The 14,796-nt window shown below is 71.8% G+C and carries 12 protein-coding genes; 5 read left to right on the top strand and 7 right to left on the bottom strand.

Going from position 1 to position 14,796, the window contains the following annotated elements; all coding sequences use genetic code 11:
- Positions 1-5: 5 nt before the first annotated feature.
- The 4 genes from NE235_RS38345 to NE235_RS26435 all read right to left on the bottom strand — a co-directional run bounded on the left by NE235_RS38345 (position 6) and on the right by NE235_RS26435 (position 5,824).
- On the bottom strand, positions 6-713 hold the full coding sequence (locus tag NE235_RS38345) for a GNAT family N-acetyltransferase (RefSeq protein ID WP_252807691.1): 708 nt from the start codon (positions 711-713) through the stop codon (positions 6-8).
- 13 nt (positions 714-726) lie between these two features.
- Positions 727-1,179 (bottom strand): iron chaperone, encoded by a 453-nt coding sequence (locus NE235_RS26445; protein ID WP_252807688.1) that lies wholly within the window; start codon positions 1,177-1,179, stop codon positions 727-729.
- Complete coding sequence (locus NE235_RS26440) at positions 1,119-2,870, bottom strand: FUSC family protein (protein ID WP_252807686.1); 1,752 nt, start codon at positions 2,868-2,870, stop codon at positions 1,119-1,121. The genes NE235_RS26445 and NE235_RS26440 overlap by 61 nt, the downstream gene beginning before the upstream one ends.
- Before the next feature lie 152 nt (positions 2,871-3,022).
- On the bottom strand, positions 3,023-5,824 hold the full coding sequence (locus NE235_RS26435) for a helix-turn-helix transcriptional regulator (RefSeq protein WP_252807684.1): 2,802 nt from the start codon (positions 5,822-5,824) through the stop codon (positions 3,023-3,025).
- Positions 5,825-6,169: 345 nt separating this feature from the next.
- On the opposite strand from NE235_RS26435, the gene NE235_RS26430 reads away from it, so the two are divergent.
- From NE235_RS26430 to NE235_RS26415, 4 genes are all read left to right on the top strand, one after another.
- On the top strand, positions 6,170-6,919 hold the full coding sequence (locus NE235_RS26430) for an MBL fold metallo-hydrolase (RefSeq protein ID WP_454464577.1): 750 nt from the start codon (positions 6,170-6,172) through the stop codon (positions 6,917-6,919).
- Positions 6,920-6,940: 21 nt separating this feature from the next.
- Entirely contained in the window at positions 6,941-8,470 is a 1,530-nt protein-coding gene (locus NE235_RS26425; RefSeq protein WP_252807681.1) for a carboxylesterase/lipase family protein, read from the top strand.
- On the top strand, positions 8,467-8,871 hold the full coding sequence (locus NE235_RS26420) for a RidA family protein (RefSeq protein ID WP_252807679.1): 405 nt from the start codon (positions 8,467-8,469) through the stop codon (positions 8,869-8,871). The genes NE235_RS26425 and NE235_RS26420 overlap by 4 nt, the downstream gene beginning before the upstream one ends.
- 106 nt (positions 8,872-8,977) lie before the next feature.
- Positions 8,978-10,144 carry a serine hydrolase domain-containing protein gene (locus NE235_RS26415; RefSeq protein ID WP_252807677.1) on the top strand — a complete coding sequence of 389 codons (1,167 nt, stop codon included), beginning with the start codon at positions 8,978-8,980 and terminating at the stop codon, positions 10,142-10,144.
- An 81-nt stretch (positions 10,145-10,225) separates the two neighbouring features.
- Here the strand turns inward: NE235_RS26415 and NE235_RS26410 are convergent, their stop codons facing one another.
- From NE235_RS26410 to NE235_RS26400, 3 genes are all read right to left on the bottom strand, one after another.
- Positions 10,226-11,191 (bottom strand): acyl-ACP desaturase, encoded by a 966-nt coding sequence (locus NE235_RS26410; RefSeq protein WP_252807676.1) that lies wholly within the window; start codon positions 11,189-11,191, stop codon positions 10,226-10,228.
- A 215-nt stretch (positions 11,192-11,406) separates the two neighbouring features.
- Complete coding sequence (locus NE235_RS26405; protein WP_252807675.1) at positions 11,407-12,822, bottom strand: DEAD/DEAH box helicase; 1,416 nt, start codon at positions 12,820-12,822, stop codon at positions 11,407-11,409.
- Positions 12,823-13,147: 325 nt separating this feature from the next.
- Positions 13,148-13,351 (bottom strand): cold-shock protein, encoded by a 204-nt coding sequence (locus NE235_RS26400; RefSeq protein ID WP_252807674.1) that lies wholly within the window; start codon positions 13,349-13,351, stop codon positions 13,148-13,150.
- Positions 13,352-13,780: 429 nt separating this feature from the next.
- Between NE235_RS26400 and NE235_RS26395 the strand changes: the two genes are divergently transcribed.
- Positions 13,781-14,794 (top strand): substrate-binding domain-containing protein, encoded by a 1,014-nt coding sequence (locus NE235_RS26395; RefSeq protein WP_252807672.1) that lies wholly within the window; start codon positions 13,781-13,783, stop codon positions 14,792-14,794.
- Positions 14,795-14,796 lie beyond the last annotated feature (2 nt).

Genomic DNA, 14,796 nt, shown 5'->3' with positions numbered 1-14,796 from the left:
CGCCGTCAGGGAACGCGGAATCCGCGGAAGGTCACCCGCGTGCGCGTCTCGAAGCCGATCCGCTCGTAGAGGGCGATCGCGCCCGTGTTCGCCTCGGCGACGTGGAGGAAGGGACGCTCGTTCCGGGCCAGGACGCGCGCCACGAGCGCACGGACCAGGCGGGCGGCGTGCCCGCGCCCGCGCGCCTCGGGTGCGGTGCACACGGCACTGATCTCGGCCCATCCCGGAGGCCGGAGCCGCTCACCCGCCATCGCCACCAGCCTGCCGTTCTCACGGATGCCGAGGTAGGTGCCGAGTTCGCGCGTACGCGGCCAGAACGGCCCCGGCCGGGTCCGCGCGACGAGGTCCAGCATCTCGGGCACACTGTCCGCGCCCAGCTCGACCACCCCGGTGCCGGTCCCGGCCGCCGGGTGATCGGTGCCGTCGCCGCCGGGCCAGAGCATCTGCCGGCCTTCGAGGACGAAGACCGGCTCCCAGTCCGGCGGCGGGCTCACCGGGCGGCTGAACAGGTCGGCGAGTTCGCCCCGTCCGAGCAGCCGGGCGAGGTCGGCCCACTCCGCCCCGTCCGGGTCGGCGGACAGAGCGGAGAAGGTCGCCACTTCCCGCTCGTAGGTCGCGGCCCGGCCGAGCCGGCGGGCGAGGTGCGCGTGGTGGCCGCGGAGCGACTCGCCCACCGGGTCGTCGAGCGCGACGGTGTCGCGGTCCACCGGCACGCCGTACGTCCTCTCAGCCCGCCGCGCGCTTGACCACCTCGACGATCCGGGCCTCCACCTCGGGGGTCAGCTCGGTCACGGCGTAACTGGTGGCCCACATCTCGCCCTCGTCGAGCTTCGCCGGGTCGTTGAACCCGAGGGTCGCGTAGCGCGCCTTGAACTTGTCCGCGGGCTGGAAGAAGCAGACGACCTTGCCGTCCAGCGCGTAGGCGGGCATCCCGTACCAGAGCTTCGGCGCGAGGGCCGGGACGTTGGAGGTGATCAGGGTGTGGACCCGCTCGGCCATGAGCCGGTCCGAGTCCTTCATTCCGGCGATCTTCTCGACCACGTCCCGCTCCGCCTCCGCCGCCGCCTCCGCGGCGGAGGCGCGACGCGCCGCCTTCTTCTGCTCCTGAGCGTGGTCCTTCATCGCGGCCCGCTCTTCGGCCGTGAATCCCTCGTACTTGCTGCTGTCGGTGCCGGCCATGGAGACTCCTTCGGTCGTGGGTCGGGATCGGCCCAGTGCATCCTGCCAGACGAAGGCGTCGTTGCCGTGCCTCGCGCGGGCCCGGCCTCGGTGGCGAGGCTCCGCGCGCGGAAGGAGGCGGCCTCCATCCGCTCGAGGAGACGGCGGACCCGGGCGCGTTCGGCGCGGCGGGGATTGAGCGGATGCACCAAGGGACGGCACGCCTCGCGGAATGCCTCCAGCGCAAGGTCGAGATCGCGGACATCGGGCGCGGGCTCGGGGGAGCCGGCGCGCGGCGCCCGGCACGCGACGTGCTCGAGGATGCGGAGCAGCCTCCTCAGCCGCGTCTCGGCGACCGTGTGGACGCTGGTGGGGACGACCAGCGCGGCCGCCAGGATCCCGCACCCCGCCCCCAGGACGGTCTCTTCGATGCGCAGGACGAGCAGCTCCGGGGAGAGGGTGTGCAGGACGGCGAGCACCATGCCGAGCGAGCCGGTGATGAAGAAGACCACCGCCCAGTAGCTGCCGGAAGGGGTGTAGAACATCCCGAACACGCAGGCGAGGAGGAGGGCCAGGGCCACGGTCGTACGCCCGGCGGCCAGGACGGCGAGGCCGTATCCGAACGGCACCCCGGCGACGGTGCCGGCCAGCCGCCGGACGCTCTGCAGCAGGATGTCCCCGGTGTGCTCGGCGTTGACGAAGACGACCCACGCCGTGGCCACGGCCCAGTACCACAGGTGCGGGGCGGCCAGCTGCCCGCCGGCCATCGCGAGCGCGGCCGCGGCGGTCGCCTGGAATGCCTGCCGCGTCGTAGGCCGCCACGGGCCGGAAGACCGCGGCGCGCCCGGCGGGAGCGCCTCCCGGCCCGGCTCCGCCCGGTCCGCCGGTGCCGGACTCATCGTGTCGGCGACGGACGCCGTCGACACGATCGACGAGCGGATCGCGAGCGCGCCGAGGCGCTGAGCGGTCGCGTCCGCACGTGCCGTCCGCTCGAGCTCCGCCGCCGTGTCGTGGAGCAGCCCCGCCGGAGCCTCCTGCAGGAACTCCCGGAGGAGCAGCGCGGTGGCGTGCAGCCGGTCGAGACGTCGCTGGAGTCCCCGGGCGCCGGGCGCGCCGCCTGCGGGCGGGCCCGACGCGGCCCGCCGCGCGTCGCACAGGCGGCTGTCGAACGCCGCTCTGAGGCGCCGGTGAATGCCGCGGGACGTCGCGGGCACCAGGCAGAGACGGGTGACCGCGGCCGCCGCGAAGGCGACGGCCGACGCCTCGGTCAGCTGCGGGAGCTGGTGGGGCTGGATCCTCGCGAACTGGGACAGGAAGTAGCCCATGAAGGCGAAGATCCCGAGATCCAGTCCGCGCCGTCCGAAGCGGCGCGCGTAGACCGCGGCGAAGATCAGCGCGAGGAAGGCCGTACGCGACACGAGCGGGACCGGTGCCAGCAGGCCCCCGGCCGTCACGGCGGCGAGGGTCACGGGCACCCCGGCGAGCAGGGTGCGCATCTGGGCGCGGGGGTGCGGGTCGCTGATCGCCAGCGAGGTGACCACCGCCGTGAAACCTCCGGTCAGGAGCACGACCGGAGACCGGTCCAGCACCGTCAGCGCGGCCAGGGTGAGAGTGAGGCCGAGGACGGCGCGGAGCCCGGCGGTCAGCCGCAGCAGCCCCGGGTCGGCGGCGGCGAACCGGTCCCGCAGCGACGCTGTCTTCGCGGCCGCCATGGAGTTCCGTCCTTCGTCACCGGGAGAGGCATCGGGATGACGGGGCGGGTCACCTGGCAGGTCACCGGCTCCTCGCCCCCGCGCTCAGTCTCGTCCCGGCGGGATGGCACGCGGTCTGCGTCAGGTGACTGCTTCCACGACCGGGCGGGCCCTCACTCCCGCCGGCCGGCCGTCGCGAGTGTGCCCTCGATGAGGTCGCGCAGCTGGGACCGGGCGGTGATGCCCAGCTTGGGGAAGCTGCGGTACAGGTGCGAGCCCACCGTGCGCGGGGAGAGGAAGAGTTTCTCGCCGATCTCGCGGTTGGTCAGCCCGCGGGCGGCGAGCCTGATGATCTGCTGTTGTTGCGGGGAGAGTTCGGCGAGCGCGTCGGGTGCCGAGTCCGTGACGGCGAGGCCGGCGGCCCGTGATTCGGCGCGGGCCCGCTCGATCCACGGGCGTGCGCCCAGGCGGCGGAAGGTCTCCAGGGCCTCGGCGAGCGGTACCCGCGCCTCCGCGATGCGCCGGCGGCGCCGCAGCCACTCGGCGAGGTCGAGCAGGCTCTGGGCGCGTTCGAAGGGCCAGTGCTCCAGTGCCGGATCCGCCAGGGCCGCGCGGAAGTACGGCTCGGCGTCCTCGGGATCCGCCAGCAGGCCACGGGCGCGGCTGATCAGCGCGCGCAGGCGGGGCGAGGCGTTCTCCCCGAGCGCTCGCGCGGAACGCTCGACGATCAGGCGGGCCTCCTCGCGACGGCCGCAGCGCACCGCGGCGGCGGCCAGGTCCGCGAGGGCCGGGTAGGAGGCGTGATAGTGCACGGGCGCGCCGTCCGCCGTGAAGACCATGCGGAGCCGGTCGTACGCGGTGTCGTACGCGCCTTCCGCGGCCGCCGCGGCGCCGAGCGCACGACGGGCGTAGACGGCGACCGACCGGCTCTCCAGCGGATCGACGAGGGTGAGCGCGTCCTCGGCTCGTGCCCGGGCCGCCTCCGCGTCGCCCTGGTAGGCCAGAACGATGGCGTCCACGGTGGCCGCGCAGGCCACGGCGTGGTCGAGGCCGGCCGCCCAGCCGATCGCGGTGGTGCGGGCGCAGGCCTCACGGGCCTGGTCCCATCGGCCGCGTTCCACGTAGGCCCAGCCGACCGCGCCGCCCAGCCCTTCCGGCAGTTGTCCCTGCAGCCTCCAGCGGTCGAACGCCTCGTCGAAGGCCCGGACGGCCTGCGGGGTCTCGTCGAGGAGCCACGCCAGGATTCCGACGGTCGTCAGCTGCTCCGGCCTGGCCTCCGCGTCGGCGGCCGACCGCGCGAGCAGGCGAAGGGATCCGGCCCGGTCGTCGAAGGGGTCCGACACGACCCTCACCCAGGTGCGCAGGCCCGCGTGCGCGGCGTCCTCGGGCAGGCGCCGCAGGAGGTCCTGGACACGGTGCCGCTGGGCGTCCTCCCCGGAGTAGAAGCGGACGACGGTGGCGCCGGCCAGGAGGTCCAGCGCGACGGCGGGCTGGGAGGTCGCCAGTTCCTCGGCGAGGTCGGTGAGCCGGGAGAAGACCGTGCTGTGGCGTCCGGTCAGCACCGCCAGCCGTCCGGCCTGCACGGCGGCGGAGACCAGCAGCGCCCGGTCGTCCGTGCGCGCGCGTGCCGCGGCGACCAGTTCCTCGACCCAGGGCAGGTCTCCGGTGAACACGGCCGCCTCTGCGGCTTCGACCAGCAGGCGGGCGCTCTCCTCGCGCCGCGGCGTGAGCTCCGCGGCGCGCTGGAGGGCCTTGGCCGCCGCCGCGTGGCCGCCGCGCCGGCGGGCCCGGTCGGCGGTCCGTCTGAGCTCCGCCGATACGGCCGCGGCCGGACCCGGGCTGGCGGCGGCCAGATGCCAGGCACGCCGATCCGGTTCGTCCCGCAGCATCTCGGCCAGCGCGAGGTGAGCCTCGCGCTGCGCGCCCAGGGACGCCGCGTGATACACGGCGGACCGGATCAGTGGGTGACGGAACCGGACGTCACGGCCGGCCCGCCGGATCAGTGCGGCCTGCTCGGCGGGCAGCCAGGTCTCGTCCTCGGCGTTCGGGAGCCCGGCCGAGACGGCGATCGCGGAGTCGGCGCTGTCCATGGCGGCCAGGAGCAGCAGGGCCCGGGTCGTGGCGGGGGGAAGGCCGTTCAGGCGGGCGGCGAAGATCTGCTCCAGGTGATCGGTGAGCGGAAGCGGACCGGCGGGCGGCATCCCCGTGGCCGCGTCGTGCGCGGTGACCGCCCTCGTCAGCTCCACCAGCGCCAGCGGGTTGCCGCCCGCCTGGTCGAGGATCCGCGCCCGTACGCGGCCGGTGGGGCTCTCCGGCTGCAGGTCCAGCAGCCGGTCGGCCGAGGCGTCGTCGAGCGGTCCCAGGGTGAGCGCCGGCACATGACGGTCGAATCCCGGGAGAGGAGCACCGCCCCGGACCCCGATCAGCGTCGTGACCGGTTCGCCCTCCAGCCGCCTGACGGCGAAGGACAGTGCGGACAGGGAGGCACGGTCGAACCACTGCGCGTCGTCCAGCACCACGAGCACGGAACGGTCGTCGCTCACGGCCGACAGCAGGCTCAGGACGGCGACTCCGATCAGCATGGGCTCGGGTGTCCCCGAATGCCGGAGCGTGTCCGGCCCCATGCCGAAGGCGTCCAGGAGCACGGCACGCTGCCGGTCCGGTAGTCCGTCCGCCTCGGCCAGTACGGGCCGCAGCAGCTGATGCAGGGCGGCGAACGCCAGGTCCGACTCCGACTCGCTTCCCTCGGCGTGCAGTACGCGGGCACCGCCGGCCTCGGCCCGGCGCATCGTGTGCCTCAGCAGCGCGCTCTTCCCGGTGCCCAGGTCCCCGACCAGCATGAGGACCCGGTCGGCCGACGCCGGGTCCGCGGCGTGGGAGAGGCGGGCCAGCTCAGCGTCCCGGCCGACGATCGGCTCCCCCGGATCCGGCTCCGGTCTCGTGACCGGGCCGAGGTCGCCTGCGTGCTCGTCCACGGAGTCTCCCGGGGATATGGCCCTCTCGGCTCCCCGATCGGAGCCGCCCTGCCTGCGTCTCAGGCTACAAGCCCGCCGGTCCCGGGCCGGGCGCGCAGGTGCGGTCACGTGACGGATACCGCGCGAACCGGGGCCGCTCGTAAGGTCCGAGGAAATGCCGGCCGATTCCAAGGATGTCACATGGATCAGATCACACTCGGAGACGTCACCATAACCCGAGTATGGGAATACTACGGGTCTGTCGAAATGACGCCTGAGACCTTTTTCCCGGAGAGTTCGAAGGAGGTGTGGAACGACGAGTCATCCTGGCTGAGCCCGCATTTCCTGGACCACGAGACCAATATCGTGAATTCCGCTATCCAGACCTGGCTGCTGCGCAGTGCGGGCAAGACCATCCTCGTCGACACCGGCGTCGGCAATCACAAGGAACGCCCGTACGCCCCGGTCTGGAGCCACCTCAAAACGGACTTCCTGGCCAATCTCGCTCGCGCGGGCGTCCGGCCCGAGGACGTGGACATTGTGATCAACACGCATCTCCACATCGATCACGTCGGCTGGAACACGTACCTGGACGGCCGGCGCTGGGTGCCCACCTTTCCCAACGCCACCTACCTGATGCCGAAGGACGACTTCGACTTCTGGAATCCCGAGAACGGCCACGAGACGGTGTTCGGCCGCGGCAACCAGAACGTCTTCGAGGACAGCGTGGTCCCGGTACACCAGGCCGGCCAGACCCTGCTCTGGGAGAACAGCCACCAGATCGACGCCGACCTTCGCCTGGACGCCGCTCCCGGGCACACCCCCGGCTCCTCCGTACTGACCCTCACCTCCGGGACGGACCGCGCGGTGTTCGTCGGGGACATGCTGCACAACCCGGCCCAGGTCCTCGAGCCCGACTCCAACAGCTGCTTCTGCGAGGACCCCGCGGCCGCCCGCGCCACCCGCCGCAAGGTGCTGGGCTGGGCGGCCGACAACAACGCGCTCGTGATCCCCGCGCACCTGGGCGGCCACGGCGCCGCGGAGGTGGCACGCGAGGGAGACCGGTTCGCCATCAAGGGCTGGGCCCCCTTCACCCCGTACACCGAGCAGGGCTGAGCCCTCCGAGAAGGAACCGCTGTGAACCACCATCCCGACCCCATCGTGACCACGACGCAAGGCGCCGTCCGCGGTCTGCGCCGAGGGGACACCACCGCCTTCCTGAACATCCCCTACGCCGCACCGCCCCGCGGCGCCGACCGGTTCGCGCCGCCCCGGCCGCACGAGCCGTGGGACGGTGTACGGGACGCGACCGCGCCCGGGCCGAACGCGCCGCAGTCCGAGCGCAGGCTCGGCAGCGTGGACATGTCCCCCTACTTCGGCCTCGGCTGGAGTCGCGGCGAGGACTACCTCACCGTCAACGTCTGGACCCCCGCCGACGGCGGCGGCCTGCCCGTCATGGTGTTCGTCCACGGCGGCGGATTCGTCGCCGGATCGACGCGGTCCGCGCTGTACGACGGTTCCGCCTTCGCCCGCGACGGCGTCGTCCTCGTCACCCTCAACTACCGGCTCGGCATCGCCGGGTTCCTCGACCTCCCCGGAGCGCCCCGCAACCGCGGCCTGCTGGACGTCGTCGCCGCGCTGCACTGGGTCCAGGAGAACATCACTGCCTTCGGCGGTGATCCGCGGAACGTCACCCTCTTCGGCCAGTCGGCCGGGGCGACCATCGTCGGCGGCGTCCTGGCCACCCCCGAGGCCGCGGGACTCTTCCGCCGGGCGATCGTCCAGAGCGGGAGCGGCCTGGGCGCGTTCACCACCGAGCAGGCCGCCCGCGTCACCAGGGCGGCGGCCGAGGCCCTGGGCGTCGAGCCGCATGCCGACGCCTTCGCGGACGTCTCCGACGACCGCCTGGTCGAGGCCGCCTCACGGCTCGCGGGCATCGATCTGCGGACCGCGACGCACCACGACCCGCTCGTCGGGCTCAGCCCCTTCAGCCTGGTCCTCGGCATCCAGCCCGCCGCGTCCGTCACCGACGGTCTCGGCACGGACGTCGACCTGCTCGTCGGGACCAACGCCGAGGAGGGGAACCTCTACCTGGTCCCCGTGGACAAGTACTCCACCTCGACCGCCGGGGACGTCGAGGACGTGGCGGCCCGCTCGCATCCGGATCCGGCGCGGCTCGTCGAGACGTATCGGAAGGCACGGCCCGGGGCGTCCTTCGGCGAGCTGCGCTCCGCCATCCTGGGCGACGCGCTGTTCGGCGCGGGCAGCTGGGCCCTGGCCGACGCGCACGTCGCCCAGGCGCGGTCCGCCACCTACGCGTACGAGTTCGCCTGGCGCTCCCACGCCCTGGACGGGGAACTCGGCGCGACCCACGCGATGGAGCTGCCCTTCGTGTTCGATCTCGCGCATTCCCCCTGGCTGCACGGCCCGAACGCCCTGCTCGGCCCGGACGGGCCTCCCGCGGACCTCGCCGCCCGCACGCACGAGGCCTGGGTCCGGTTCGCCGCGACCGGCGACCCCGGCTGGGACCCGTACGACACCGAGCGCAGGGCCACCATGCGCATCGACGCGGAGTGGGCCCAGGCCGACGACCCCCGCGGCCGGGAACGGCAGGCCTGGAGCCGGCCCGCGTCCACCTCCGCACGCATCCCTTCGAGGACACCATGACCCGAACCGTCATCACCACCGAGAACGCCCCCGCCCTGGCGGCCCCGCTGTCCCAGGGCATCCGCAAGGGCCCCGTGCTGCAGGTCTCCGGACAGCTCCCGCTCGATCCGGGCACGGGCCGGGTCGTGGGCGCCACGGTCGCCGAGCAGACCACACAGGCCCTGCGCAACGTCACCGCCGTGCTCGAGGCGGGCGGCGGGAGCCTGGAGGACGTCGTCATGCTGCGCGTCTACCTCACCGACCCCGCCCATCTGGCCGAGATGAACGAGGCGTACGCGGCGGCCGTCGGCGCGCCCTTCCCCGCCCGCACCACCGTCTACATGCCGCTGCCGCCGGGGATGCTCGTCGAGGTCGACGCCCTGGCCGTGCTCAGCGACCGGCCAGGAGCCCCCGTCACCTGACGAGGGAACGTATGCGGCCCGGGGAGCAGAGGTACAGGCTGCTGTACCGCTAAGTGACGTGGCTGCGGCATCGATTGTGATCCGCCGCGAACCTAGCGTTTCCGGCATGAGAGATCACCGCTTCCGGAACCGTATCGCCGCCGTCGCCGCCCTGAGCGGCCTCGCCGTCCTGGGCGGCCTGGCGGTCCCCGGCCCGCACTCCGTCGCCGACGCGCTCACCCCTCAGACGCACAAGTCCGCCGACCCCGTACAGCAGCACCTGAACGGGCTCGTCCGCGACGACGGGTTCCCCGGCGCCCTCGCCGCCGTACGCGACCGGAACGGCCACATCCGCAACTACACGGCCGGGGTCGGCGACCTGAAGACACGGGCGAAGGTCCCGATGGACGGGCAGGTGCGCATCGGCAGCAACACCAAGACCTTCACCTCCGTGGTCGTGCTGCAGCTCGTCGGCGAGGGCAAGGTCGGCCTCGACCAGCCGATCGAGAAGTACCTGCCGAACCTCATCCGCGGCGACGGCATCGACGGCCGGAACATCACCGTACGGCAGCTCCTCCAGCACACCAGCGGACTGCCGAACTACACGAACTTCCTGGCCGACGGCTTCCTGCCCTTCCAGCACACCTACTTCGAGCCGCGCGAGCTGCTCGACATGGCCCTGGCGCAGAAGGCCGACTTCAAGCCTGGCGCGAAGTGGGAGTACAGCAACACCAACTACGTCATCCTCGGGTTGCTCATCGAGAAGATCACGCACCGGCCGCTGGTCGAGGAGATCACCCACCGGGTGATCGACCGCGCCGGGCTACGCCACACCTACTTCCCGAACGTCGGCGACCAGACCATCCACGAGCGGCACCCCCACGGCTACGACCGGGACAAGCCGAACCAGCCGCTCAGCGACGTCACCGAGATGGACCCGTCGTGGGGCTGGGCCGCCGGCCAGCTGGTCGCCACCCCGAGCGACGTCGACCGGTTCTACTCCGCGCTGCTGGCCGGCCGTCTGGTCGGGCCCGCGGAGCTGAAGGAGATGCGCAAGACCGTCGCCGCCCCCGACCTGTGGTCCGGCGCACGGTACGGCCTCGGCCTCATCAGTACTCAGCTGACCTGCGGTGGCGTGGCCTGGGGTCACGGCGGCGACATCGACGGCTACCACACCAGTGATTTCGCCACCGACGACGGCCGCGCCGCGACGGTCGCCGTCACCCTGCTGCCCGAGAACGAACAGCAGATCGACCACCTGCTGTCCGCCGTCGACACCGCCCTCTGCGAATGAGCCCTTCCCCCCTGAGCACGCGTCGGCCCGGCCGGATTCCTCCGGCCGGGCCGCTCGGCGAGGCTTTCCGGCATGGCGGGGTCAGGGCTGCGGTGAGCCGCTCCGCTCTCGGTTCGGGCCGTCGGCCGTACGCGCCCGGCGTTCGGTGAATCGGCTCGCCGCCGTCTCCAGGCGTTCGAGGAATTCCGCCAGTTCCTGGCGTGCCTTGTCCCCGTCGGCGCTCAGGCCGTCCCGCTCGAAGATCCGCCATTGCCGCAGAACGGGGAGTACGACGTCGTCGAGGTGGACGCGCGGATCGTAGATGCCCGCGTTCGCGATGGCGACGGATCTGCGCAGGAAACCGTCGATGGTGTAACCGGGCATCCGGAAGTCGGTCACGACGTCGGTGACGGCGCGCATCGTCGCGTTCGGAGACAGCTCGAAGGCTGCGGCGAGCACATTGCGGTAGAAGAGCATGTGCAGGTTCTCATCGGCTGCCACCCGCGCCAGCAGCCGCTCGCAGACGGGGTCTCCCGACGCCTTTCCGGTGTTGCGGTGAGAGACGCGCGTCGCCAGCTCCTGGAAGGCGACGTAGGCCAGGCCGTGCAGCATCTTGTCGCCGTGGTCGGCCTGGTAGCCGCCCTCCATGTGCGTCATACGCGCCCGTTCGAGCGCGACCGGGTCCACGGCCCGGGTCACGGTGAGGTAGTCGCGGATGACGATCCCGTGCCGGTTCTCCTCGGCCGTCCAGCGGTCCACCCAGGTACCCCATGCGCCGTCACGCCCGAAGATCGTGGAGATCTCTCGATGGTAGCCGGGCAGGTTGTCCTCGGTGAGGAGGTTGACCACCAGCGCCTCCTTCGCGGAGGGCGAGATCGTGGAATCCTCGGGCGACCACGGCTCGCCGTCCAGCGGGCCGTCGAAATCCCGGCCGAGGCTCCACGGCACGTACTGGTGCGGGAACCACTCCTTCGCCGTGGCCAGGTGACGGTCGAGCTCGGCCGCGACGACGGGTTCAAGCTCGGTGAGCAGCTCGAACGTCGTCTGCGGCTCGGACGTGTACGGCATGTGATCCCCCCGAAAAGTGGCGTGAACGGCGCCTGCGGAGCAGCGCCAGTGATCATCATCCCCTGGGCGCGCCTTCCCACGCCCGGCGCCTGGCCACGGCAGTGGCCCGGCCGTCATCCACCCGCCTGGACTCGTAACGGCCGGGTTCGGCCGTTACGAGCGTGGCGCGAGGCGGGACTCGCCTCTGGTCGAAGGCCCGCCCTGGCGAGGTGTCCTCAGGCGCCGGCGCCGCGGGTCGCCGCGACTCGTGGGGAGCGGCGGTTCTGCGGGCGGCGACGGCCCGGCGCGGAGCCGCCGTTCCGGGAGCCCTGGGGGGCCGGAGAAGGCAGGGTCACGGGAATGCCGGAGGGCGTGCGGGCACCGGTGATGCGGCTGAGTTCGGCGTCGCCGGACCGTACTCGCGTGGATTGCGGCGTGATGCCGGCGGTGGCCATCATCCGGTCCATTTCGCGGCGCTGGCCGGGCGTGACCAGGGTGACGACGGTGCCGGACTCGCCGGCGCGGGCGGTGCGGCCGCCCCGGTGCAGGTAGTCCTTGTGGTCGTTGGGCGGATCGACGTTGACGACCAGGTCCAGTCCGTCGACGTGGATGCCGCGCGCGGCGACGTTGGTGGCGACCAGAACGGTGACGTCTCCCGTGCGGAACTGCTCAAGGGTGCGGTTGCGCTGCGGCTGGGTCTTGCCTCCGTGCAGTGCGGCGGCGCGGACACCTCCGTTGAGCAGCTTGCGGGTCAGCCGGTCGGCGGCGTGTTTCATGTCGACGAACATGATGACGCGACCCTCGCGGGCGGCGATGTGCGCCGTCGTGTCGTGCTTATCCGCCTCCGTGACATGCAGCAGGTGGTGCTCCATGGTGGTCACGGCCCCCGCCGACGGGTCGACCGAGTGGGTCACCGGATCGGTGAGGAACCGGCGGACCAGGCGGTCGACGTTGCGGTCCAGGGTCGCGGAGAACAGCATGCGCTGGCCCTCCGGGTCCACCTGGTCCAGCAGCGCGGTGACCTGCGGCAGGAAGCCCATGTCCGCCATCTGGTCCGCCTCGTCCAAGACGGTGATGCGTACGTGGTCCAACCGGCAGGCGCCTCGGTTGATCAGATCCGCGAGCCGCCCCGGGGTGGCGACCAGGATCTCCGCGCCGCGGCTGAGAGCGGCGGACTGCCGGGAGATCGATACGCCGCCGACGACGGTGGCCGATCGAAGGCCCACGGACGTGGCATAGGGGGCGAGCGCGTCGGTGACCTGCTGGGCCAGTTCCCGGGTGGGGACGAGCACCAGGGCCAGCGGCCTACGCGGCTCAGCGCGCCGGCCGGCGGTTCGGGCGAGCATCGCCAGCCCGAACGCGAGGGTCTTCCCCGATCCCGTACGGCCGCGGCCGAGGACGTCGCGGCCGTTCAGCGCGTCCGGCAGGGTCGAGGCCTGGATCGGGAACGGTTCCGTCACGCCCTGCCGGGTCAGGGTGGACAGCAGGGCCGCCGGCATCTCCAACTCGGCGAACGACGCAACCGGCGGGAGGGGCGGCGTGGAACTCGTGGGAACCGCGAAGTCGCTCTGCCGCCGGGCGGCCGGCCGACCGGTGGACCCGGTGTAGGAGCGGGAGGAGCGACTGCGGGACGGATTCATGGGACGGGTCATGCGTGAGCCTTCCTGAAGCGGCACGTTTCGAGGAAGGCCCCACAACCCATGGCGTGAAGCAGTCGCAAGAACGAACCAGAGTGAGCCGCGAAGCGGCGTGATGAGCCGAAGACGCGCGGCGTTCGGGCGGCCGATGCCCCTCATGAGGGGCGGCTGAGGGCCGAACTCAGATGGGGCTGCGCCGGCCTGGGGCCGTGGGGCGGGTCTTCGCCGCAAGGGCCGTGCCCTGGACGCAGCCGTCGTCAGCTCCGGGATCGAAGGATCCCAGGGAAGCCCGCAGGGCCCGCACCTTCACGTACGGGCCCTGCGGCATATCGCGTGATCCTCAGGCGGGAACGATGTTCTCCGCCTGGAGGCCCTTCTGGCCCTGCGTGATGTCGAACTGGACCTTCTGGCCCTCCTGGAGCTCACGGAAACCGCGAGCCGCGATGTTGGAGTAGTGGGCGAAGACGTCGGCGCCGCCGCCGTCCTGCTCGATGAAGCCGAAGCCCTTTTCTGCGTTGAACCACTTTACGGTGCCGGTAGCCATATCTGCGTCCTTCCGGGGTCTTGACGGAGCCCGCACCTTGCGAGCCGCGCGTCGCCGTAATGACCCCACCCGGATGACTCCGGTGAAACAAAAATGCGCCTGAGGTGAGAACCAGCAGGCGCACATAAAGTTTATGGGAACCACAACTGCAACACCAGCAGCCTATCACCGGCGAGCGAAGCAGGCAACCTGCCGCATGGCGGGCCGGCCGCCGGGCCACCAGACCGGCCGACCGGCCCCTCGCCGTGCCGAGCGACGGGTGCGGTCAAGGTCCGGGCCTTCACCAGCACCTCCCAGATATTTTCATAATTTATGTTGACGTGCCGTATCGCGCAGGTTAACACTGATGACCTCCTCGTTCGAGGTGGTCGGCAGGCCGATGGGCTCCGTCGTGTGTTGGAGGTTGGGTTGGAAAGACGTCCCCGGCGCTTGGCCGCGCTTGTCGCGGCCGCCGCCACACTTGTACTCGGCGTCTCGGCGTGCAGCAGTGGCACGGCGAGCGGCGGTTCCTCCGGTTCCAGCGGGTCGGTGAAGGGCAAGTCGCTGCGCGTCGGCGCGGTGTTCCTCGACTCGCAGGGCTTCTACGGCGGGGTCAAGGCCGGTTTCAAGTCCGCCGCCTCGGCCTCCGGCGCCAAGCTCAAGCTCATCGAGAGCAACCCCGGCGACGACGCGTCCAAGGAGGCGTCGTTCGTCTCCACGCTGGTCAGTTCCCGCGTGGATGCGCTGATCATCTCGGCCAGTTCCCAGACCGGCTCGGTCCCGGCCATCCGATCCGCGGCGAAGGCCGGCATCCCGGTCATCTGTTACAACACCTGCATCGACCAGGCCGACATCAGCAAGTACGTGTCGGCCTACGTCCAGGGCGACCCGGTCGCCTTCGGCAGGAACACCGGCGAAGCGGCGGCCAAGTACTTCCTGAAGGCCGGGATCACGCACCCCAAGATCGCCGTCGTCAACTGCGAGTTCGTCCAGGTCTGCACGCTGCGCCGGCAGGGCTTCGAAGCCGCGCTGAAGGCCAAGGTGCCCGGCTACCGGCTCGTGTCGAACCAGGCCGGTACCACCGAGGACAAGTCCGTCAGCGTGGCGACCAACCAGATGCAGGCCCACCCGGACCTCGACGCGTTCTACGGTGAGTCCGGCGGGGCCACCTACGGCGCCTTCAAGGCGATCCAGTCGGCGAACAAGGCCGGGAAGGTCGTCGTCTTCGGCAGCGACATGACCACCGACATCGCCAACGCGCTCGCGGACGGCAAGGTGATCAAGAGCATCACCGACATCTCCGGCAAGGTCACCGGCAAGCTGGCCTGGGAACAGGTCCAGCGGGTCCTCGAAGGCGACAAATCGCTGGGCAAGACCGTGGACGACCCGATCACCGGGTACACCGCGGACGACAAGCCGGCCGTACAGCAGTGGCTGACGGCGCACTCGGACGGACTGCCGTAACC

Origin of the sequence: Actinoallomurus spadix (assembly GCF_024055725.1) — a bacterium.
GTDB classification, from domain to species: domain Bacteria; phylum Actinomycetota; class Actinomycetes; order Streptosporangiales; family Streptosporangiaceae; genus Actinoallomurus; species Actinoallomurus spadix.
Note: the sequence above shows the minus strand (reverse complement) of the source record. Positions and strands in the feature narration are given on the sequence as shown.